Below are 22,510 nucleotides of genomic sequence, written 5' to 3'. Positions count from 1 at the left end.
AGATGAGTTTCTTATGAGAACAAAGATGGTGAGGGAAGACGGGGTGACACCATGGGTGTTTGTTGCATGACATCCACTGACAGTTGCGCCTGGACGAGCGCCGCGTAGGCCCCATTACGTGCAAGCAACGACACATGGTTGCCGAACTCAACGACGCGTCCACCATCAACCACAGCGATCATGTCTGCAGTACGGACGGTAGAGAGACGGTGCGCGATCAACAGGATGGTATGACGCTTGCGCAGCACTTCAAGTGTTGTCCTCAAGCGTTCCTCAGCCAGCGCATCCAGCGCCGAGGTGGCCTCGTCCAGAATAAGCAGTGGCGCCTCACGCACGAGCGCCCGTGCGATCGCTATCCGCTGGCGCTGGCCGCCGGAGAGCCTGGTTCCACGAGCACCAATATGGGTGTCCAGTCCTTCTGGCAATTTCATCTCGCCTACTCCGGCTTGTTGGGCGGCTCGCGTGATGATCTCTTCAGTAGCATCGAGGCGGCCATACACAATATTGTCTCGCACTGTACCCATCAAGAGTGAGACCTCTTGTGGCACCACAGCCAGCCGCTGCCGTAGCGTCTCGGTATCAAATTCGCACAGATCATGGCCAAAGAACAGTATACGTCCATTATCCGGGTCATAAAGCCTCTGGAGCAGAGCCACAGCTGTTGATTTGCCTGCTCCACTCGCCCCCACAAGTGCCACAATGGCTCCCGCTGGAACGGTTAATGAAAAGTCGCGCAAGACGGGTTGCTCAGCCTTGTACGCAAATGTGACATGATCAAAGACTAGCGCCGGAACAGAGGCTGCTTGTTCTGGTAGCAACACAGACCAGGGGCATGTCGCAGCACGCGGCTCGTCCTCGCTTTCTGGCAAGTCGAGGGTCTCAGCGACTCGTTCTGCCGCAGCAAAGCCTCCCTGCATCGTATTCCCCAGCCTGCTCAAGCCGAGCAGTGGTGTGTAGAGTTGCCCCAGGTAGCCCAGGAAAATCACCAGCCCACCAATAGTCAGCGTCCCCGTTGCCAGAGCCTGGGCGCCGAAATAGACGACGATCACCGTCCCTACCGTTGCTACTACATCGCTCACCGGAACAAAAATGCCACGGAGCGTAGCAACGCGCTGCCGTGCCTTCCAATGCTGCATACCTCGTTCGCGCAGGCGTGTCTCTTCATGCTCCATGCGCATGAACGTCTTGACCAAGGCAATGGTAGAGAAGCCTTCCTCTGCGGTCGAGGTCAACTCAGCCAGGCGCGTTCGTACCTCACGCGAGGCAACCCGACTTTTTTGTGCATAGACCACCAACGACGCAAAGAGGAAAGGCAGAATCAGCAGCGAAATCAACGCCAGGCGCGGGTCCAGGGAGAAGAGCATACCAGCGAAGATCAGTACCGTCAGCGCCTGCGACAAGCCATCGGTCAGGCCTGATACCAGCAGGTCTTCGATGGCCCCAACATCGCTCATCAGGCGGCTGATGCTTTCGCCAACGCGGTGTTCGCCATGATAGCGCAAGGACAGGCGCAAGAAACGATCATAAAGGCGCTGACGCAGATCAATCACCATGCGTCCGCCAACAAATGCACCATAATATTGATCGACAAAGTTTGCTCCACCTTTGACCAGCGCGATGAGCAGGTACGCTCCACAGATGATCAAAGCCAGTTGACTGGTAGGCGACTGCGCCAGATTGTCGACAATCAGCTTGAGCAGGTAAATCTTTGCCGCATTGAGGAGAGGACGGACCAGTGTCGCCAGGAAGGTGACGAGCAAGCGCCCACGATAGGGTTTGAGTAACGGGAGGAAACGCCACCACAGCCGCATGTCAGATGAGCCTTTCTTACCATTCGTGTGCGAACAGTCCCATTTGCAGGATATCCACACCGTTTTCCAGGGGATCAGTGCCAGCACCGTCACCAGAAAACGAATGGTCATGTGTGATCTCTGCGTGACTGTTATGCTTACACTCTTCGAGTGTACAGTCTCGTGGATGGGAGGAAGATGAGTTTCTTATGAGAAGGGAGACGGTGAGTGGGGCAGTCAACCACAAAATGAATTCAGATCGCCTATTCTCCTGAATATGAAGTTTTTCTGCAAAACTATGCTTCCTCGTCAGAACGGCTCACGACGCGAAAGTCCAAAATCGGAGGTAGCCGCCTCTTTCCTCAAGCTCAGACGACCCCGACTCTCTGCAAAACTATGGTTTCACTCATCTGCAAGACCGTGGGAATAATGGCATGTGCCTGTCATTAATACCATAGTTTTAGAGGTTTTCTAAAACTATGCTTCCTATTTCTCGCTCCAAAACTATGCTTCCGTTTTTCTATGTTATGTAAGATAGTTTCTAAATTGGATTTACAGCAGTAATCAAAAGGCTTGAGCCTCGAATTGTTGTGCTTCTGTAAAGATGGCATTCTCCTCACGGGCGAGATAGCCGCAGTGAGTAAACCAACCATGGGCATCCTGAGCGGTGACTGCCTCCAAGGCTTCGGCAATCGCCTGTTGGAGCGCCTCCCGTGTCCGAGCTCCCTTGCGCCGTAAACAGGTTTTTACCTTGGAGAATGCCTGCTCAATCGGCGAGAGATCAGGTGAATAGGATGGTAGGTACAAGAGATGGCATCTTTTGGCCTCAATGGCCTGACGAACACGTGGACCTCGATGCGTGCTCAAATTGTCCATGACCACGGTTTGCCCTGGCTTTAAGCTAGGAGCCAGGACCTGCTCGATGTACATCTCGAAAGCGCAAGCATCCGCTGCTCCGTCCAGGATCAAAGCCTCACCCATCCCGGTCGCGGAAAGCGAGGCGATCAAGGTGGTATTTGCTCCATAATTGCGGGGAACCTTACTGACGGCTCGTGTCCCTCGTGGTGAGCGTGCATATAGAGAAGTCAGGGCGATGTGCGTTCCGCATTCATCGACAAAAATCCAGTCTTCCTGCTGTTCTTGTCCGACCCGGACTCGCCAGGCTGCTCGCGCCTCCTCATCACGCTCGGAGGCCACCAGCGTCTTTTTTTTCGCGTCCAGCCTAGGCTCTTGATAGCGCGGCCCATCGTCGCTGCACTCACTCGTTGCCCATGCGTGGCTTCCCAAATGTGACAGTGCTCTTCCAGGGTCGCATCTCGATTGGCTTCCAACTGGCCCCACAAGTCTGCTCGTAAGGTATCGCCTTTGCGGGCTGGTCGACCTGGAATCGATTTTGGGGCCAGATCCCCGGTCTCTCGGTGTTGTTTCGCATAGCGTTTGATGGTGGCACGAGAAACCCCAAAGAGATGCATGATTTCTTCGCGCGGGCGGCCTTCCTTGACGGCGCGCACCACTCGTTCTCTCAGGTCTGTTGAATAGGCTTTCATGTATCCAGCCTACTCTTCGGTTCAAAACTTATGCGTATCGCTGTAGTGGTGCAATCGCTATATACTACTTAAAGCATCTATTTTTTAAAAACTAAGATTACCCCAGGAAGTGGTAGCAGCGTTTTCCTCAAGATCGGCTCTTTCGTTCATACAAAGAAAGAAAACCCATGGCAAATCAGGAACATCTGGCTCTCCTCAAACAGGGGGGAATAACATGGAACTGGTGGAGAGCCGATCATCCTGAGATCGAACCTGATCTCACGGATGTAGATTTCGAGGAGATTGACCTCACTGGAGCAGATCTGCGCGGGGTCGATCTGCGAGGAAGCTCCTACAGTTTAGAGATGGATGGAATGGATTTACAGAAGGTCAACCTCAGTGGGGAAGATCTCAACTATGCTTATCTCAGGCACATCAACTTCAGGGAAGCCAACCTGAGCGGGGTTTGCTTTGACTCTGCCCTCTTCGTTGATGTTGACTTGCAAGGAGCCAATTTGCAGGGGGCTATCTTGGAACAGGCTGGTTTGACCAGAGCCAATCTGAGTGGTGCTAACCTGAGCGGAGTGGATGCAACCTGGGTTGGTTTGGATGGGGCGAATCTCAGCCAGGCAAACTGCTTTCGGGCTGAGTTGAGTGGAGCTTCTCTCAAAAATGCCAACCTCTGTGAGACGAATTTGCGAGAAGCCAACCTGAGCTCACTTCATTCTGATTGGCAAGAGGAACCCTGGGCAACATTTGAGCCAGCGGATCTCAGTGGAGCGGATCTTCGTGGTGCAAATTTACACCAGGCGAACTTGAGGGAAGCTGATTTGAGCAATGCAAACCTGCGCGGAGCTAACCTGGAACAGGCACAAGTGGAAGGAGCGAATTTCCAAGGAGCGGATCTTCGTGGGATTCCCTGGACGATCATCACGACCTTGACAGCACAATCGGGAGTGAACTTTGAGGGGGTTCTCTTGGAAACTGCTGGGAATGAGTGACCTGGCTGAAAATCTTACCTTCTCTCCTCTTCCCCCAACACCACAGGATCGTTTAGGAGAATAACAACCAGTGCGCCATGAGGTGGCTTCGGTCAAGACCATTGGCGAGTCACAAATCCCAAATGCCTTTTTCTAAAATTACTGCGGATTCCAACCTTTTTTCTAATTTTATTGCGGATTTTTCTAAAGTTAGAGGGCCTAAAATGGCCCTCTTTGTGCTCATTCTATTCTAGAATTATTCCGGACGGCACAGCTGGTGCATCAATTACCGTCTCGATTTTGCGAGTAAAGAAGAGGTACTGTCAATGGGTATCTCTCCAAATCAATGGTTGTAAAGGGGCGTTGCTACACAGTTGCTACATACCAAAGTCCGCTCAACGTAGCCTCTGGTAGGTTCAACTCCATATGCCTCTGCTTTCATGAGTGAAATGGGTGTATTTGGCATCTCTTGTATTCACGTGTTAGTGACAAATGATGAGTGATTGGCTTAGATCATCAATGATTGTAAGCGGGCATTGTTGTACAGCTACTGTTGTAAAATTGACAGGAAGCTTGCGTCGATGCCCGCTTCGTTGTTTTTCTACTAGTGGGTCACACCACAATTGACCGTCACCCAGATTTGTGGAGACCCTAAACTGGATTATCTCATCGCTTGTACAAAGGCTTGTTCATAGACAAGCGGACTGACATACTGTAGTATACAAGCCACTTTAAGCCTTGCTCAACACTTTGCCAAGCTGGTTTTTCTCTCATTGGGGCGGCAAAATTGTCTAGATTGTGTAAAACCATTTCCACTTCTGACTAAGTACATTGCTGTCAATTTGACGTCAGTTTAGAGCAGGCCGCAGCTGTTTTCTCCCCGTTTCATCCCCAAAATGGAGCATTCCATTCAAATTCAATAATTGTTGTGTTAATTATCTACAAACGAGTTCAGGAGTGTAATGAGTGGTATTGAATTTACAGAGAATGTCAATAGTATAGGGAGTGATTGTGGACAATAGAGACGGTATTATGCAGCGTTGCTCAAGCTTTGTCTAGCAAGCTTGTTTTGCGTTCGTAGCCGTCCGTAGAAGTCGCTTCTTACCGCCAAAGTTCGCAGCATTGGATTATCAATTGGATGTCAAATATACGGAGCACTGAGCGCCGCTCCTAGCGGCGCTCAGCCTTTTTATGAAGGAGAGGTTTGCTGTCTTTTGGGCTTTCCCGCCATCTTGATGGGACTGTGAAGTCTAAGTGATCACACAATTTTATTGTCTTGGCATTTTAACATTGTACCTCTTGGAGGAGAGAAGGAATTCTATCACAACAGTCTGGTCCCCCTTCGTTGACTCTCTTTAAGAGGATCAACCTTATTAGATGCTAAACATGCACTTGTGGGTTTATGTATGGTATAATGTTTAGGCACTCTTTAATCCCTACTATTGCACTGTAGCAAACTCTAGTGATAGTCAGTTAACGATTTTGCATTTAAGCAAGCGGTAATATATTCGCACTATAGAGGATTTAGACCTCTACTTAAAAGTAAAGGCGGACTAAGTTGGAGAGAGACCTCCTCCAAAAGATTACTTTTTTACCTGGTATGTACGTACGAGTGCCTTTGGATATCGGAAGGACAGACTCAGGCTTGGCGCTCTGAAGCGCGGGAATCGCGCTTGCAGGAGTGGCTGGTATCACGCAGGTGAGTGCTCTCGCAAGAAGAGCAAGAAAGCAAAGCAACTCGTCAATTAAAAATCTTCCTTTGGAACGTTTTTCTAAAAGAGATAATAATTCTATTCACTCTGATACACATTTACTGGTGTCCCTATCTTTTTCCATCGTGCTGACATCCCCTTAGTACTACAGCCGCACTTATGCAGCCCGCTTCTTTGCTCGCCGTTTGATATGGAATTGTTTGGCTCTGGCTTGATGTCGCCGACGCCAGCGTGACCAGTACAGAACACCTTCCGGCGTCGCAGGTGCTTGCCACACCAGCCGCCAGAGCAGGCGGCGCACTTCTGGGACCGTCAGGGGAAGAAGCTCTGCGACTTCTCGCTCCTGAAAGTGGGCCCCCTTTTTTGCCCTGCCACTTTGATCACCGTCAAAAACGCCAGGGCAAACATCGCCAGAGTGATATGCCGATACCACCCCTGCCAGTGCCGCACTTCGTATTCATCCAAGCCGACCTGCTGTTTGGCCAGTTCAAAGGCTTCTTCGACTTGCCATCGGCTGCCCGCTGTCCGCACGACCTGCTCCAAAGTGACTGCTTCTGGCGCGAAGACGAAGTAATAGGCGATCTCGGTGGGGTCGGACAAACTGCGCCGAGCCAGCAGCCACTGCTTCCAGCCCGGCTCGGTCCACCGGAAGTCCAGAGACTGCCAGGCCCAATCGTAGAAGCGCGGCCCTTGACTGCTCTCTCCCGCTGAAAGACGTTGCCACCTTTCGGCAGGCCAACTCGCCACGACTTCATCTGCCCGATGGCTGAGCCCAATGCGCTGGTTCTTCGGCACGGCCAGCACGTAGGGCTGCAGGCGCTCCTCCAGCCAGATGCGCAGTTTGGTATCCCCGCCATAGACAGTATCACCTGTCACCCACGTCGCTTTGACCCCGTGAGCGAAGGCACGCTCCAGCATCTGTTTGGCCAGCATTGGCTTGGGGATCGTGGTGCGCCGGTCCTCTGGGATCGCTGCCTCCTTGCACCGCTCGGGCTTCTTCTCCCAGTCGGCATGCAGATACAACTCCCGATCGAGCAGGACCGCTCCATACCGATTGGCGTAGGCCAGAAAGACTCCGATTTGACAGTTGGCGATCTTGCCGACCGTCCCGCTGTATTGGGCTGCCACGCCTGCGGACTTGTTCCCTTTCTTGACAAAACCCGTCTCATCGACCACCAGCACTGCCTCCGGGTCAGCCAGATGGGTGAGGATGTACTCCTGCAGGTCATCGCGCACCTGATCCACATCCCACTTCGCCGCGTTGAGCAAACGTTGCATCCCGTCGGGTGTGGCTTCTCTCGCCAATTCGGCGAGTTGCCACCCGTTTTTTCGCTCGATGGTGCTTATCAACCCACGAATATAGGCTATGGCCCGCTGGCGTGGCTCCGAACGCTCAAAGTAGGGCGCTAACCGCACTTGCACTTCTTCCAAACGATCCGCCCAGGTGCGCAGATCTTCGATTGAGGGAAACACTTCCATCTCTCTCCTCCTCGGATTGATTTCTCCTTCATTGTATTACATAAGTGCGGCTGTAGTATTAGAACTTATCCGAAAACTGAGAGACGTTCACAATGATGGAAACACATGAGAGCACAGGCCAAACGCAGGAAGGCATCATAGGTGCGGTCCAGCTTTTCCCAACGAATGATGATTCGACGCCAGCGATTGAGCCAGGAGAAAAGGCGCTCGACCACCCAGCGCCTGGGGACTTTGGTCGTTTGCAGAGCGTTGGCAGGCTCCTGGGTCTCTCCTTGTTGCGAAAGCGCTTGCCAATACCACGCATGGTTATGGCGATTAAGGCGAATATGCGGCTCATACCCCTCCTCATAGAGCAGGCTGTAGATGACATCATAGTCATAGCCAGCATCCAGGCACAGATGCTGGGGATGCTCAATGGTGGGTTCAGGGCGTGCAATCGCGTGATGCTCCAACGTCGCAGCGACCAGTTTCATATCATGGCGATTGGCCCCATCAATGACCAATGCCAAGGGCAGACCTCGGCGATCACAGAGAATGCTCCGCGCGGGTTCCCTGCTTGCCGCGATCGGTGGGAGCGGGTCCGACCGCGGCTTGGGCAAAAGGGGCTTTGCTCGTCGAGCTATCCAGGCTCTGCCAGTCCCAGCCAATGCCTTGCAACTCGTCGTAGAGGTGCAGACCTGCTTTCCACAGGCGAGCGAAGACGCGCTTCCGCTTCCCATTGACGGAACCGGTCATAGACGGTAGAACTGGCACCCATTTCACGGGGCAAGGCATTCCATTGAATGCCCGTTCGCAGAATATAGACGATGGCTTCAAACATCGCTCGATCATCGGCGGCTGGTCGTCCTCCCTTGGGGTGAGGAAGGCGAACAGGAATCAGAGGACAGACGTGTTCCCACAATTCATCGCTGACTTTCCATGGATGGGTTCGAGCCATATGCTTGTTTCACCTCGCTTGGTTTTCTTTTCATTGTACCAACCACAGTTTTCGGATAAGCTCTTAGAGACTCAAGAGAAGAGAAAGAATACAGTTGTAGGAGACTACACATGTACGAGTTGGTACTTATATTGCTCACTTATGGCAGTTACGCCCTGGAAAGCTACTGGACACACACGCTCCCTCAGGGATCAGAACAACTCACAGCATGGGCCATTGCTGGCGGTGTCTCATCCCTGCTCGTCATCATAGTCTTAAATGTTTTTGGGTGGATTAGCGGATTTAAAGAGGGGCATTGGATATGGACACTGCCAACCGCTCTTCTCCTTGGCTTCTTTGTGACACCTCGCTATATGTATCCTCTCGTGGTAGTCTATATGCATCAACCTGCACTTCTTTGGAGGGACACACAATGGGTATGGGGGGGGATATGGTTCGGTATTACCTGGGTTGGAGGTGGTATCTGGAATGTCCTCGCCTGGATTCTCATTGGACTCTGGAATATTCTCGTCTTCTTATTTGGTTGGCTGGTGGCACTGATGATAAGCATCTTGACCGTCGTTATTATACCTATCTTTGTCGGTCTTGTTGCCAACGATGCTGTGGGCAATCAAAGAATTCTTGCATTCAAAGGTCTGTACGCTTTTCTGGAAAAAGGAGGAGTCCTCAGAAAAGCGAAGGAAGGCAAACAACCCAGCAGGCCATTGGAATGGTCAACTCCATCTTTTAAAAGCGGGAATGAGCAAGAGCAGAGCCAGGAGGATGCTGATTAACACCGCTGTCAACCAGCATCCTCAATAACATTAGTGCGTGAACCCATCCACGCAGGCAATGAAGATATCGCTTCCGTCCTCGGTTGTGCAGTTCCGTGAAGACTGACAACCAAAATTTGGCGCCTTCATTGTGACCTAGCCACATCCCAAGCAGTTCTTTTTGCCCTTCCATGCTCACGCCCAGAGCCAGATACAGCGCCCGATTGAGAATGCGCTGGTTCTCGCGGACTTTCACCACCAGGCAATCCACGTAGACAATGGGATACGCCTGCTCAAGTGGGCGATTTTGCCATTGCCTCACCTCATCCATCACGGCCTCAGTGATGTTGGAGACAAAGATGGGAGAAATCTCCACCCCGTACAATTCCTGAACTTGAGCTTGAATATCTCTGGTCGTCATTCCACGAGTGTAGAGAGCCAGGATCGTGTCCTCGAAGCCATCGAGCCGGGTCTGATGCTTGGGGATCAGGGCTGGCTCAAAGCTGGCCTCACGGTCACGTGGGACGGCAATGGTGATCTCGCCTTGTGATCCTTTGAGGGTCTTGCGGCTGCTTCCATTGCGGGCGTTGCGTGTGGTGTCGCTGCGTTTGGCGTGCTTGGGATAGCCCGGGTGCTCCTCCATCTCCGTTTCCAGGCAACGCTCAATCAGGGCGCTGGTCAGTTGTTTGAGCAAGCCACCTTCGGCCAGAAGTTCCTTGGGATCAGTGCATTCTTTGAGCAGTTCGTCGATCAGTTCGCGTCGAATGGTCATATGTTGTTCTTCTTCCTCCCTTCATCCACTACATTTTCTGTGACCACATACACAAAATATTTTACACCCTCAAAGTCGGCCTGCCAGCGGAGTTGATGGCGCAACTGAAAGCGCATGATAACCTGTGGCTGGAGAATGAAAGTTGGTTATAAAAGCAGAGTCCTGTGATGACGGATCAGTACGGCGACCCTGCTGGCCTCCTTATAGTTGGCAGGAGATTCATCGAAGGAACTGCCAAGATACTGGCCTTTGAGATCTGGGTGGAAGAGATCTGTTGGTGGGACAATGTGTGTCGAAACCTTCCTCAAGGAGCGTATGCCAGCTCATCGAGTTGCATGACTGCGAGTTGCTCCCCTTACTATTGACCTCAGCGTAAGAAGCTAAACTTCGCTAGTAATTCTCTGCTGGTTCAGGATGTTCGAGTTTAGTAATCTAGGTTGAGATCAATAACACTCTTCCCTTCATCACGCAAAGCGCGGGAGAGCCGCAGAGTTCTGGGATTTACAGCCTGTCGGCAGAGGAGCAAGGGCAGGGGAGACAACTATTCGAGCGTGTGTTAAGAATGCCTCCGGAGAAAGCTGCGGCAGTAATTCTGCGTGTCGTTGAGGCCAACCGGGCGCGCATCCTGATTGGCCAGGACGCTCGCCTGATCTACGTGATCCAGCGTTTCGCGCCTGTTCGTGGGCCTGCTCTGCTGCAACGTGTTATAGCAAACGCGCTGCAGAAACGATGAAAACTGAGGGGTACTATATGCTGACTCAGGTTTTCTTCGTCATAGTATCGATTTTCCACTGCCCATTGGTGTTCTGGATCAGAGTGACATTGTATACTTCTTGTTGACTGTTTTGTTGAGTGTGCGCAAATATCTGCACCGTAATCGTACCATTGGTGCTGCTGCCTGATAAACCTTTAATGGAGCCGATGCAATCACTTATAGGGTGAGTCATGAAACTCCAATCCTGCTCAAACTGAGCAGCAGAGACATTCTTTCTGAAGTTATCTGAAGTCAATCCAGTATAAGCCTCGCTTGATCCATTGGATCGAACCAGCATGCAAAAATACGTGAGTGTCCCTTCTGACGTGGATGTTAGAGAAGTAGGGGCAGGGGTTGGCGCCTGACCGGGAATCAACTCTCGAAAGGGGGAATTTGCCAGAGGACGAATGCAAAAATAGCTACGAGCACAATAGATACGAAAGCAACAACTCCAGGACGGCCATTGATAATGTTACGGCCTGCTAACGTATTGCCTTGTCCTGAGGCGGCAAGAATTTGTTGAGCTTCTTGCACCTGCATATTGCCAGTACCTGATTGTTTCATTGAAGATGGGTATTGAACTTTTTGAATGACATAGTTTGCCGTACGTAGAAGCTCGGGATCGCGATCAGCTCTCGACTGTGCGACTTCTTCTTGGAGAACCGCCTTGCGAGCTGGGGAGGAGGGATTGCTTTCAAGATCTTCAACCGCTTTGAAAACGCTACTTTGCGGGCCAAATTTTCTATAGAGGAGAGATTTGAGTCCTTGATAGGCATCGCGAATACCTTCTTTACCTACATCGGCCAGTCCTGCCGCGAGAGCGGATACAATGGCTGCTGTAATTGGGTCCATGGGAGCAAGCCTTTCTCATGTTTGTACATGGTGCCATGGAAATGAAAAGGATCAGAAAAACGAATGGATGGAAAAGAATATAAAACTCTCTAGAGAGAGACGTTCTGTTGAGGCAAAATTTGCATACGATTCTTGCATCTCGAAGCTGCAAGGCGGCAGATAAAGCTAGCTGCCCAGAGGACACTCTTGATTCTGCGAGCCTGCAGAGTATCCGATACCCTGGCCAGACAGGTGGGGCCCTTATCTTCCCCATCTTCCTTGGCTTGAGGCTGTCCGATACTTTAGCCCAACTGCTCGAGTAATGTGGTAAAACGCGCTCGATCAAACGGTTTGTGGTCATGCATTACAGCCCAGATCTCTTCTACCACCGCAGATCCTATCATTTCTATGGCTTGCTTGCGCGAGTACCCTCTACCCAGTAGTCTCTCAAGTGCCAGCTGCGTTTCAGGAGGATCACTGTTACGAACTTGATTCTCGACCACCTTCAGGATCGCCGCTTTCAAATAAGGATTGAATGTTGCCTCCTCATTATCAACTTGATCGACTCTTCGGTTTCCACCGCTCGGCCTATGGCTCTTCTTTCGCTTTTCTCTCATCTGCTTTGCCTCTTTTTCTGACAACTCCTCACTCTGTATACCATATCATCTCTCTGGCATCCTGGACAGGTGCTTTATGCCGATCGCCGGTGCTCCTCCTGGCAGATGTTGTTTCGTTAGAAGATTTGAGGTATAACATGTTTGGGATCTTCATACAGGAGGAGAAACAGGTCCCAGGCAAAAGGGATCTGAAAGCGCCAGGCCATGCGGTCGGTGAACGTGGAGCCACTTTGAGACGCTGGCAGAGAAATGGAACGGAGGAAACCCCCAATGGCAAAAGTCCACCCTGGAGCGGATGGGAAAGATCAGTCGGGGCTCATGGGACAGCTCGGCGAAAAGAGCCGCGAAGAGCTCCTGGCTTTACTAGAGCAGCTGGTGCAGCGACAGCCTGAGATTGAACCCTTAATAGAACTACTGGTAGAACTGCCGCTGGTTCCGACGACGCAACAGAAGAAGCGGCCAGGCAAGGGGCGAGAGCGTACACTTGATCCCTCCGCTATTCGAAGTCAGGTGGACTCGGCTTTCTATCATGCGGGAGAAGGATGGGATGCTGCCAGCCGCGTTGCAGCTGATTTAGAGCAGCTCTACGACATTGGCAAGGACTTTGCCGAGGCGGGCGAGTGGGCCAACGCGCAGGTGGTGTATGCAACGCTTGCTGAGGAAACAATGACCCACTATGAGGGGTTACACGATGAGGGCCAGGTCAGTTGGGTTCTGGAGGAGTGCGCTGCTGGCCTGGTCGCCTGTCTGAATGCTCAGCCTACTCTTCCACAACATGAACGATTGGGTCCTTCAGCACGCGAGGAGCTGCTGACGACGCTGTTTGATCTCTGGAAATTTGGCTACAATTATGGTGGAATTGGGGAAAATGTCGCTGAGGCGCTGGCGGAGCACGCAACAGCACAGGAACGGAAGAGCATTGAGATATGGATACGTGAGGAGCTGAGACCCGGCCAGGACTTCTCAAGCAAGTGGCACAGCCGCCACATCATCGACTTTCTGGCAACGCTCAAGCAGGCAGAGCACTTCAGCGATGAAGATGTCCTTGAAGAATATCGCAAAGTCGGTCTGTACAAAGAAATGGCGGAGAAATTCTTGCAGCTTGGCCGTCAAAAGGAAGCACTGGCCGTTGCCCAGGCCAACTTGACCGAACCAATGGACGTGACCTGGTTTGCAGAGCAGTTGTTGAAATCAGGGGAGTTGTGGCAAGATCAGGCCCTGGCATTTGTGGAAGTGAGGCTGGGCGAGGTCAAACCTGCCCTGCACGGCAAGCCGCAGGACTTCACAAGTGCACAGACCATCAATACGTACCGGCGCTGGCTGGGCGAAAAGTACCTCTTGTACGGCAAGGCAAAGCAAGCTGTGGACATGGAGCTCGCACGCTTCCAGGCGAACCCGGATCATACTACCTATCGCTCCGTCCGATCGGCGGCCCTGGCAACTGGTCAGCCAGGAGATCTCTGGCCTGGCCTGCGACCACAGTTGATCCAGACATTAGAGCGGCAAGGCCGTTGGGGGGCACTCGTCAGTCTCTACCTGGATGAGAAAGAGGTCAGCCAGGCGCTCGCAGCCCTGGCGGAGATGGAGCGCACACCAGGGGCACCGTCCTATGGGTACCGCTCTGGGGAACCTTCGAGTCACTACCAGGCACAAGTGGCAGAAGCTGCGGAGAAGTCTTACCCGGATGAAGCGATTCGGCTGTACAAGCCTGTGGTCCAAAGACTCATTGATGGGCGCGGACGCGAAAATTATCAGCAAGCGACAGGCTACTTGACCCGGATCAAACGCTTGTACCAGAAGCAGGGGCAGGAAGCGGAATGGGAGAGGTATATTATCACCCTGCGGAACAGCAATAAGAGCTTACGAGCGTTGAAAGAAGAATTGGACAAAAGAGGTCTCTAATGGGGGCACTGAAGCCACGTGCCTTCGCTGCGCGTGACCAGGGAAAGTGAGGAGAAAGAACTATATGGAGAGCGGTAAGAGGGAGGAAGCCGGGCAGGCATTTCAGACATAGCTTGCCATGGGAGATTGCTTGCCGCTGCCGTGGGGGAACCTGGGAATCTGCTTGATGATGCAGGAACGCTACGATGAAGCCGAAGTGGCATTGAAACGCGCGCTTGGGATCGACCCCACCTACACACTTGTAAAAAGCAATCTTGCGGCATTCCCTGGTTTCCGGCGGACAGGCCCACTGGCTCTGGTCGCACTGAACGAGCCGTTTAAGGACAGCAAGCTCAAGCAAACCATGACCTTTTTCAGGGCTATGCGGTGGAGCCGCGAAACACCAATTCATCACGGCTCGGATGGAAAACATAGGGGCGCACTACGCGCGTCTGTCTCAACTTGTCGGCGAAGAGAACGCGATACGGTTCGTTCTCGAAGCGGCGGAACGGCAAATACCGTAATAAGGCTCGGCAGGTGAGGGCCTGCTAGAACAATATCATGCTTGACAACTAGTATGTATCTCCTTTTTTCACCGCATGGCTGTTCTTTGTGATACCATTTTCTTTATGAAAAAGAAACATATTATTGCGGGGAGCGCAGGTTTTCTGAGACCTACACCTGCACGTCCAGAATTGGGGCCGGTCATGCGGTACATGCTTGATCTCACCGGTCAAAAGCGACCGAAGCTTTGCCTGCTCGCAACTGCGGGTGGTGACGATCCGGCTTGGATGAGGAATTTTTACGATGCCTGTAGCGGCCAGAATGTTGAACCAGGTCACTTGCAGCTGTTCCCTATGCCCAACCATACAGACATAGAGGACTATGTCTTGGGACAACACGCCATTTGGGTAGGTGGGGGTTCTGTCGTGAACCTTCTGGCTGTTTGGGAAGCGCATGGTCTGCATCGCATACTTCGACGTGCCTGGGAAGCAGGAGTGGTTCTCGGAGGAATTAGCGCCGGCGCCATCTGTTGGAGCGCAGGCGGAACAACCGACTCATATGGTCCAGAGCTACGACCAGTCATAAATAAGCATAACTTGCTCCCATACTCTATGGGTGTCCACTACGACGGTGAGGAGCAACGCAGACCATTATTCCAGGAATTAATCGGAAAAGGTATACTGCCTGAAGGCTATGCTACTGACAACGGGGTGGCCCTACATTTCGTGAATGAGAAGCTCTACAAAACCATATCACAAGAAGCGGGTAAAGGAGCTTACCACGTCTACCTTTCTGAGTCTGGGCAAGTCATTGAAGACAGAATAGAACCTCAGCTTCTAACCGCTGCGTAGGTCATAGACATAGTTTCTACTTACGAGAAATACGTAGATAACCTTCGCGCTTTTTACCAGTATCCATTGCGATAAAAATGGACGCTCATTGAATGTTTACATGTAAATGTGCGAATGAAATGCAGCGGGATCTTGCTCATTATGTGCGGAAGCAAACAGTATGAAAAACGCTCTGAGCATGATGAAAAAGATCAACGAGGCGTGCACTGAGCAATATTCTCCCTTGTGGTGATGGGACGAGAAGGGATATACTCTGATGAGAGACCCCATCACCACACTTTCAATGATGGAAAGGATTCTCATCGTGGCATTGACATCATCTGTTCGTGAGGGCTTCATTCCTTTTCGGGGATATCGTACATGGTATCGTCTCATTGGAGACTTCACTCCTACCGCAGAGGGCACTTTTCCTCTGCTCACCTTACATGGTGGCCCGGGAATACCGCATGATAGTCTTGAACCTCTTGAAGAGCTTGCGGAGACTGGCCGCCCGGTCATTTTCTACGACCAGCTTGGCTGTGGTAACTCTGATTGCCCCGACGATCCTTTACTCTGGAAGGTGAACCTCTTTCTCGAAAAGATTACGGCTGTACGTCATCATCTGACGCTTGATCAGATCCATCTCTTTGGACACTCCTGGGGAGGAGCATTGGCTCTCCACCTCTCAAGCTACCTGATATGAGCTGAAAAGTCAACAGCAGGCAGTAATCATCAAAATGGCGGAAGACCTCCTATCATGTGAGTCGGTGTCGTACGTGTCCCCGGTACCTGGCATGGTGATTCGTCCAAACCGGGGCAAGCCCTCGCCATGTGGGAGCAAACTCTCGGTTGGTTTGAGCGTTACATCGAGATTCGCCCCGAAGAGTACGACAATCGCTCATAGTTCTCCGTACAGAAAGGACTTTTGCATATGGCCGATGTGATAGTGTCAACACGCAAACTAACGCACGATGACCTGTGGACCCTGCCGGAGATGGGACACGTGGCGCTCTCGCCTGATGGTCGGAGCGTGGTCTTTAGCCTCGCGCTCAAGGACAAAGCCAGCAACGAAGTGCTGAGTGATATCTATTTGCTGCGTCTGGACGAGCATGGACAGGCTCTCAACGAACCTGTACGCCTGACACGCGGCGGGAAACAGAACAACTTTCCCGTATGGTCACCTGATAGCCAGCGCCTCCTCTTCACCTCCAATCGAGAGGGAGACAAGGCGCAACTCTGGCTTCTGGAGATGGGCGGAGGCGAAGCACGTAAGCTCACCAACTTCGCTCGCGGCATCAATGAAGTGGCGTGGTCACCCGATGGCAAATGGATTGCCCTGACATCCGCCGCCCTCAATTCCGATGAAGACGATGTGCTCACGGGACGCAAGATACTGGACGAGGCGGCAAAGAAGCGCCAGGACGAAGAGGAACGCTATCGCCAGCGTACCATCAAAAGCGTCTGGTATCGTCTGGATGGCCGTGGCATGCTTGAGAAGCGTATGCACGTCTTTGTCATGCCCGCGCCTCAACCCGGCGACGCGAGCGAACAGCCCATAGACCCGCAACATATCAGGCGCCTGACCACGGGCGATTATGACCATTATGGCATTCGCTGGACTCCAGATAGCCATGAGATCAGCCTGGCCACCAATCGCAATGAGGACTACGACCGCACCTGGGTTACCGATCTGTGGAACATAGATATCGAAACGGGCGAGATGCGTTGCCTCACCGATAGTTCGCTCCAGGTACATAGCTGGTCCTGGTCCCCTGACGGCAGCCAGGCTGCGGTACTAGCCGCGCAGGATATGAATAAAGAGGGAATAAGCGTTATTCGGTTGCGCCTGATCGCACGTGAAGACAGCGAGATGCGCACGCTGCTCTCCGACCTGGATTATGATGTTGCACCAACCGTTGGCATGCGCCTGGGGTCTCCAACGCCCTACCAGCCACGCTGGAGCGAGGATGGCAAACGCGTGTACTTCGCCATCGCCGAGCATGGGCGCGTCAATCTGCATGCTGTTGATGTTGAGCACAACACACAGATACCACTGACCGCAGGGGAACACGTCACCCATTACTTCGACCTCTTGCCGGGCGGTCACGGCATCATCTACGCGCAGAGCCAACCGACACACCCGTGGGAGCTTTACCGTCTGGAACTACGCGATGGGCAGCCCAGTGAGGAGCACAGGTTAACGCATCTCTACGATACGCTATTAGCCCCCGTCACGCTCAGCGAACCGGAACGCATCACCTATGAAAGCTCGGGAGGCGAGCAGGTCGAAGGCTGGTTGCTTCGACCGATTGGGTATAAAGAGGGGACGCGTTATCCCCTCTTCTTGCATATCCACGGCGGGCCACAGTCAGCCTTTGGCGCTGGCATGGACCCCTTCTTGCAGTATTGCGCGGCGCAGGGCTTCGCCGTCTTCTACTGCAATCCCCATGGCAGCACAACCTACGGCGAGGCTTTTGTGCGCCAGGTAGAGGGCGATTGGGGTGGCTGGGATTATCAGGACATCATGCGTGGTGTAGACGAGTGTATCACACGTGGTATAGCCGATCCCGAACGCCTAGTTGTCTCAGGCTACAGCTATGGCGGCTACATGACCATGCGCATTATTGGGCAGACGGACCGCTTCAAGGCGGCGGTCCCAATGGCGGGCGTCTCCAACCTGGCAAGCTTCGTGGGAACCTCCGATATCGGCTTCTGGATGGCTTTCCAATCAAAAGGGTATCCATGGGACGCGGAACGCACTGCATATTATCACGACCGCTCACCTCTTACACACGCCGGAAAGGTCACAACGCCTACACGCATCTATCATCCAGAGAACGACCTGCGCTGTCCTATCAGCCAGTCGGAAGAGTTCTATATCGCGCTCAAGCTCATGGGCAAGGTTCCCGTCGAGTTCGTGCGTGTTCCCGGTCACTGGCATATAGGCGCGGAGAAACCCGCTCTGATGCTGGAACGCTGGGAAATTATGCTCGACTGGTTCCGCCAGTACGTCGACATCCGTCCGGAAGAGTACGTATAAGCACAATGCTCGTCACCTGCTCTACTGAGAGCAGGTGACGAGACCATGCAAAGCGTCACACGATATCATAAGCCCATAATTTACAGCTCACGTTTGAGGCGATGCAAGAATGTCAGGGCTGGTTCCTTGAAGAGATGTCAGAGAGCCTGAGAGCCACGAATCTCTCCATGGGCGTGATAGGCGTGAGCAGACCACCCCTCGCTGTACTGGCTACCTGGTACATCCGTTCACAAAATTACTAGTATCACCTTCCTTGAGCTATCTGCTGACTCGTTCTGGCTCTTCAACTTTCTAAAAGTCCTTTTTTAAAAATCACTGCGGATTCTGGCATTTTTTCTAATTTTATTGCGGATTTTTCTAAAGTTAGAAGGCCACTTTTTGCCCTCCTCGTGCTCATTCTATTCTAAAATTATCGCGGACGGCACATGTTGGGAATGTCATTTAACCACTGAGTTTTGCAGATTCTGCAAAACTATGCTTCATATCTACTATTAAGAGATTTTGTAATCATTTAAGCAATTTCAGAAAATTGACCTCATGTTTTGCTTAGTCAAAGACCACTACGAATCGCCTGAAATTGGGACGTCTCACTCATCAAGCGCCTGGGCCACGGCTTGTTCTAGTGTCAGCTCGCGTCCCTGGGCCCAGGTAGCCTGGAAGGTCTCCTCATCGAGTTGGGCGCGCACAGTGGCGATTATGCCATCTATCTCCCGTTTGTCATTCGGTTGGTGGAAGGCCCCCAATCTCTCCAGGGCTCTTTCTGAAGCGCCAAGCAAACGTGCGGCTTGCTGCGGCTGGCCCAACGTACTAACGGCTCCTGCGAGGAGCGCCAGATCCGTTGCTATTTGGAGCCTATTGTTGATTGCGCGTGATAACTGTAGCCCCTGGCGTCCCAGGTCTCTGGCGTGCCCAGCCTCACCTTCATGTAGGGCGATGTAGGTGAGGTTATTGTACATAAAGACGATCCGGCGTGTTTCTCCCGTTTGCTGGGATACGGCAAGGCATTCCTCATAAGCGTGCCTGGCAAGGTCATCATCCCCACTGAAACGCGCTATTTCCCCCATGATGTTCAGCGCCTGCGCCATCCCTGGTTGATGAGAAAGTTCGCGGAACAATGCTAGACTTTCCTCAACGAGAGGCATGGCTGCAGATCGCTCTCGCAACATCGTGTAGCCCAGCAAAGCAAGTGCCCAGGCCATCTGGAGCCGATCCCCTAAATCACGGGAAATCTCAAGCGCTCTCCTAAACAGGGGCTTTCCGGCATCGAGATCGTAGAGAAATGCTAGATGTCCGGCGCTGAGCAGGAACTTGGGATGATACACCAAAGATACTTCATCAAGCCGCTCTAAGAGTTGTTGGGTCCATCGGCGCCCTTCAACATGATACCCATCACCGTACCAGAACAGGCAGAGAGCACCCGCTAATCGTATGCCCAACGCCACATCTCCACTGCTCAAGGACCAGGAGAGCACCGCGCGGATATTCTCCATGTCCAATTCGAGCCGCCCAGACCAATAATCGTACCCTGCCAGCCGCAACTCTGGCTCGGCACGTTCTGCCAGCTCAACAAAATACTCGGCGTGCCGTCTCCGCGTTGTTTCCTCTTCACCGCTTGTTTTCAGTCGCTCACGTGCGTACTCCTGGATCATTTCCAGCATGACAAAATGCGATTCACCGCCTGGCATCTCTTTCTGCTGCACGAGATGTTTATCCACCAGGGATGTCAGCCCGTCTAACACATCAATGGATAGACCTTCACCACAAATGCGCTCGATGGCTTCCAGCGAGCAGCCCCCACGAAAAACTGCCAGTCGCGCCAACAGATGTTTCTCATCCTCATCAAGCAGGTTATAGCTCCATTCAATGGAGTCGCGCAGGGTTCGCTGTCGCGGCGGGGCGTCACGTGAACCGCCTGCGAGCAGACGCAAAGGCGAGCCCTCCCTCGTTCCTTCCAACCGCTCCAGCAACGCCTGCGGCGTGAACAGTTTACAACGCGCCGCAGCCAGTTCGATAGCGAGCGGTAACCCATCAAGACGGATACAGATTCGCCCAATCGCCGGGGCTGTAACTTCATTCAGCGTAAAGCGAGGCAGTGTCATCTGTGCACGTCGAAGGAAGAGCAGACCTGCTTCAGATTTGGTGAGGCTCTCAACGGAAGGTGCCTCAGCGAGAGGCAGTGAGAGCGGCGGGATGAGGTATTCCTGCTCCCCGGCGATGCGCAATGGCTCCCGGCTGGTGACGAGGACTTTCAGGCGTGAAGAAGCTGTCAGTAACTTGGATACCAGTGGAGCTGCCTTAATCACATGCTCAAAGTTGTCAATCAGCAGCAACAGTTCTCGTTGGGCGAGCGCCCGTTTCAGGGTATCTGGTAGGGGTTCCATAGGACGTTCAACCACACCAAGCACTGAGGCGATGGCTTTTGCCACCAGGGTGTAATCTGAGAGGGGGGTAAGGTCGACGAAGCAGACACCATCAGCGTATGCTGAAGCTTCCTCTGCCGCCACCCGCAACGCCAGCTGCGTTTTGCCAGTTCCTCCGGTGCCAGTGAGCGTCAGCAGACGGGATGTGTCCAGCAGTTGCTTTACTTCAGCAATTTCACGGCTGCGCCCGATAAAGAGGAGGGTCTGTGGGGGAAGATTGGACCTGGATACCGGATGTGGCGACGTCGAGACCCTGCTCTCGAGCAAACCGAGGTCTTTCACGCACGCGATAGCTTGAGTACGGCTTTTGACCCCCAGTTTGCTGTAAATCTGGCGATTGTACCACTTAATGGTATTTGGACTCAGAAAGAGCTCGTCGGCAATCTGCTGATCTGATAATCCGGTTGATAGTCGCTTCAAAATCTCTTGTTCGCGTTCGTTCAGGAGATCAGGCGACGTCGCCTTTCCTTTCATAAGCCTGTTCCCAGATGATAATGAGACTTATACATAATTATCACGTATTATCACGAACACAAGCATTCTACTCTTTCTTGCTGGGCTTGTCTACTGCTTTTTTCCATTCTTTCTAATGGTGACATTTCTCCTCATTTTCCTTATGCTTAGGAAGACGAAAGCAATGCGAAAGCAAGATCAAGGACCCTGCAAAACCAATGAGGAATTGTCCCTCCACCAAGGAGCAACATTGGCGCAAGAGAGGAGGATGTATCATGGCACAAATCACTGTCCATATCCGAACCGTTCAGGATGCCTGTATTGCCGTAGGATGGGCTGGGCATTGCACACTTACTATTGACCGGGAGACGCAGGCAGGAGGGATGGGATTGGGTTTCAATGGAAGGGAGTTACTCTGAAAAAAACATCTCGAGCTTTCTCCTTATTCTTCAATGAACGCTCGCTAATTATCATACCGAGAAGAAAGGAAAAGAACCATGTCAACACCGAACAGCGAACAGGGGAAGAGTGCAATTCAGATTGTTGCCGAAGCCCGCAAAACCATCCCAGAACTCACCGCCGCACAGGCGAGAGAGAAGTTGGATCAGGGACAAATTGGTCTGCTGCTTGATGTCAGGGAACCCGTTGAGTGGGAGAAAGGACATATTCCAGGGGCAGTACTAGCCCCACGCGGCATGCTAGAATGGTATGCCGACCCGACAACGCCTTACGCCAAACCAGAACTCACGACGAAGCGGGATGCTCACATCATTGTAGCGTGTGCCTCTGGTGGGCGCTCGATGCTGGCGGCTCAGACACTCCAGTCGATGGGCTACACCAATGTGGTAAGTATGGCAGGCGGCTTCAATGAGTGGAGCAAGCAAGGGTTCCCCATCGAGGAGGGGACGGCAGAGATGAAATGACCGTTCTACCAACATATATGCTGGTGAATATAATGAGAGACGAAGGCAGAAGCCTACCACCTTGGAGAGCTTCTGCCTTATACTTGTCTTCTACTATCAGATCACGTAAGCCTGGGCAGGCGATCGTCCAGGCAAGTCAGGGTATGGCCAGGAATGCTCAGCATGCTGCGCCTCTCGCAACCAGAGCAATGATCCTCTAAAAGCATAAATCCTCGCTATTGCAAAGAGAGTGCTGGCCGAAGCAAGGCAAGCATATTCTCGCGCGAAACAACGATATCTCAGTTGTTGTTTACCAGGCGTACAGGCCGG

General features: G+C 52.5%; 18 protein-coding genes and 2 pseudogenes. 10 read left to right on the top strand and 10 right to left on the bottom strand.

The features are described from left to right. Positions 1-11 precede the first annotated feature (11 nt). From KRAC_RS06905 to KRAC_RS75620, 3 genes are all read right to left on the bottom strand, one after another. Complete coding sequence (locus tag KRAC_RS06905) at positions 12-1,922, bottom strand: ABC transporter ATP-binding protein (RefSeq protein ID WP_052568059.1); 1,911 nt, start codon at positions 1,920-1,922, stop codon at positions 12-14. Between the two features lie 432 nt (positions 1,923-2,354). After that, positions 2,355-2,987, bottom strand: a complete 633-nt coding sequence (locus tag KRAC_RS75625) for an IS630 family transposase (protein ID WP_244421975.1) — start codon at positions 2,985-2,987, stop codon at positions 2,355-2,357. Continuing rightward, positions 2,876-3,337 carry a helix-turn-helix domain-containing protein gene (locus KRAC_RS75620; RefSeq protein WP_052568057.1) on the bottom strand — a complete coding sequence of 154 codons (462 nt, stop codon included), beginning with the start codon at positions 3,335-3,337 and terminating at the stop codon, positions 2,876-2,878. Before KRAC_RS75620 ends, KRAC_RS75625 begins: the two co-directional genes overlap by 112 nt. 167 nt (positions 3,338-3,504) lie before the next feature. On the opposite strand from KRAC_RS75620, the gene KRAC_RS06895 reads away from it, so the two are divergent. Then, positions 3,505-4,317 carry a pentapeptide repeat-containing protein gene (locus KRAC_RS06895; protein ID WP_007905537.1) on the top strand — a complete coding sequence of 271 codons (813 nt, stop codon included), beginning with the start codon at positions 3,505-3,507 and terminating at the stop codon, positions 4,315-4,317. A gap of 2,003 nt (positions 4,318-6,320) precedes the next feature. Here KRAC_RS06895 and KRAC_RS06890 read toward each other — a convergent pair. Both KRAC_RS06890 and KRAC_RS06885 read right to left on the bottom strand, forming a co-directional pair. After that, positions 6,321-7,487, bottom strand: coding sequence for an IS701 family transposase (locus KRAC_RS06890; protein WP_007905535.1), 1,167 nt, complete (start codon positions 7,485-7,487; stop codon positions 6,321-6,323). Between the two features lie 65 nt (positions 7,488-7,552). Continuing rightward, positions 7,553-8,424 (bottom strand): annotated as a pseudogene (locus KRAC_RS06885) (IS5 family transposase). A 110-nt stretch (positions 8,425-8,534) separates the two neighbouring features. Between KRAC_RS06885 and KRAC_RS06880 the strand changes: the two are divergent. After that, positions 8,535-9,197, top strand: a complete 663-nt coding sequence (locus KRAC_RS06880; RefSeq protein ID WP_007905534.1) for a hypothetical protein — start codon at positions 8,535-8,537, stop codon at positions 9,195-9,197. A gap of 36 nt (positions 9,198-9,233) precedes the next feature. Here KRAC_RS06880 and KRAC_RS06875 read toward each other — a convergent pair. Next, positions 9,234-9,948 (bottom strand): annotated as a pseudogene (locus KRAC_RS06875) (IS256 family transposase); the annotation flags it as partial. A gap of 562 nt (positions 9,949-10,510) precedes the next feature. Here KRAC_RS06875 and KRAC_RS70880 point away from each other — a divergent pair. Beyond that, the gene (locus tag KRAC_RS70880) at positions 10,511-10,681 is read left to right on the top strand and encodes a hypothetical protein (protein ID WP_007905527.1); all 171 of its coding nucleotides are present in this window, start codon (positions 10,511-10,513) and stop codon (positions 10,679-10,681) included. Between the two features lie 25 nt (positions 10,682-10,706). Here the strand turns inward: KRAC_RS70880 and KRAC_RS70875 are convergent, their stop codons facing one another. The 3 genes from KRAC_RS70875 to KRAC_RS06855 form a co-directional block, all read right to left on the bottom strand. Further along, a complete protein-coding gene (locus tag KRAC_RS70875) occupies positions 10,707-10,895 on the bottom strand; it encodes a hypothetical protein (RefSeq protein ID WP_007905524.1) in 189 nt (62 codons plus the stop codon). Between the two features lie 179 nt (positions 10,896-11,074). Next, positions 11,075-11,554, bottom strand: coding sequence for a hypothetical protein (locus tag KRAC_RS06860; RefSeq protein WP_007905520.1), 480 nt, complete (start codon positions 11,552-11,554; stop codon positions 11,075-11,077). A gap of 281 nt (positions 11,555-11,835) precedes the next feature. Then, a complete protein-coding gene (locus tag KRAC_RS06855; protein WP_007905513.1) occupies positions 11,836-12,150 on the bottom strand; it encodes a DUF1841 family protein in 315 nt (104 codons plus the stop codon). 270 nt (positions 12,151-12,420) lie between these two features. Here KRAC_RS06855 and KRAC_RS06850 point away from each other — a divergent pair, with 270 nt between their 5' ends. The 5 genes from KRAC_RS06850 (at position 12,421) to KRAC_RS06830 (ending at position 18,405) form a co-directional block, all read left to right on the top strand. Continuing rightward, positions 12,421-14,052, top strand: coding sequence for a hypothetical protein (locus KRAC_RS06850; protein ID WP_007905512.1), 1,632 nt, complete (start codon positions 12,421-12,423; stop codon positions 14,050-14,052). A 118-nt stretch (positions 14,053-14,170) separates the two neighbouring features. Next, entirely contained in the window at positions 14,171-14,572 is a 402-nt protein-coding gene (locus KRAC_RS06845; RefSeq protein WP_040442040.1) for a tetratricopeptide repeat protein, read from the top strand. Positions 14,573-14,660: 88 nt separating this feature from the next. Continuing rightward, on the top strand, positions 14,661-15,386 hold the full coding sequence (locus KRAC_RS06840) for a Type 1 glutamine amidotransferase-like domain-containing protein (protein ID WP_040442039.1): 726 nt from the start codon (positions 14,661-14,663) through the stop codon (positions 15,384-15,386). 256 nt (positions 15,387-15,642) lie between these two features. After that, a complete protein-coding gene (locus tag KRAC_RS06835; RefSeq protein WP_052568052.1) occupies positions 15,643-16,068 on the top strand; it encodes an alpha/beta fold hydrolase in 426 nt (141 codons plus the stop codon). A gap of 228 nt (positions 16,069-16,296) precedes the next feature. Next, positions 16,297-18,405: a S9 family peptidase gene (locus KRAC_RS06830; RefSeq protein ID WP_007905505.1), complete on the top strand. Its 2,109-nt coding sequence runs from the start codon at positions 16,297-16,299 to the stop codon at positions 18,403-18,405. 587 nt (positions 18,406-18,992) lie between these two features. Here KRAC_RS06830 and KRAC_RS06825 read toward each other — a convergent pair. After that, complete coding sequence (locus KRAC_RS06825) at positions 18,993-21,299, bottom strand: LuxR C-terminal-related transcriptional regulator (protein WP_007905503.1); 2,307 nt, start codon at positions 21,297-21,299, stop codon at positions 18,993-18,995. A gap of 254 nt (positions 21,300-21,553) precedes the next feature. On the opposite strand from KRAC_RS06825, the gene KRAC_RS70870 reads away from it, so the two are divergent. Both KRAC_RS70870 and KRAC_RS06820 read left to right on the top strand, forming a co-directional pair. Further along, positions 21,554-21,697 (top strand): hypothetical protein, encoded by a 144-nt coding sequence (locus KRAC_RS70870; protein WP_157506335.1) that lies wholly within the window; start codon positions 21,554-21,556, stop codon positions 21,695-21,697. 78 nt (positions 21,698-21,775) lie between these two features. Beyond that, positions 21,776-22,201 carry a rhodanese-like domain-containing protein gene (locus tag KRAC_RS06820; RefSeq protein ID WP_007905501.1) on the top strand — a complete coding sequence of 142 codons (426 nt, stop codon included), beginning with the start codon at positions 21,776-21,778 and terminating at the stop codon, positions 22,199-22,201. Positions 22,202-22,510 lie beyond the last annotated feature (309 nt).

The organism is Ktedonobacter racemifer DSM 44963 (assembly GCF_000178855.1).
Classification (GTDB): Bacteria; Chloroflexota; Ktedonobacteria; order Ktedonobacterales; family Ktedonobacteraceae; genus Ktedonobacter; species Ktedonobacter racemifer.
This window is presented reverse-complemented; position numbering and strand designations above follow the sequence as displayed.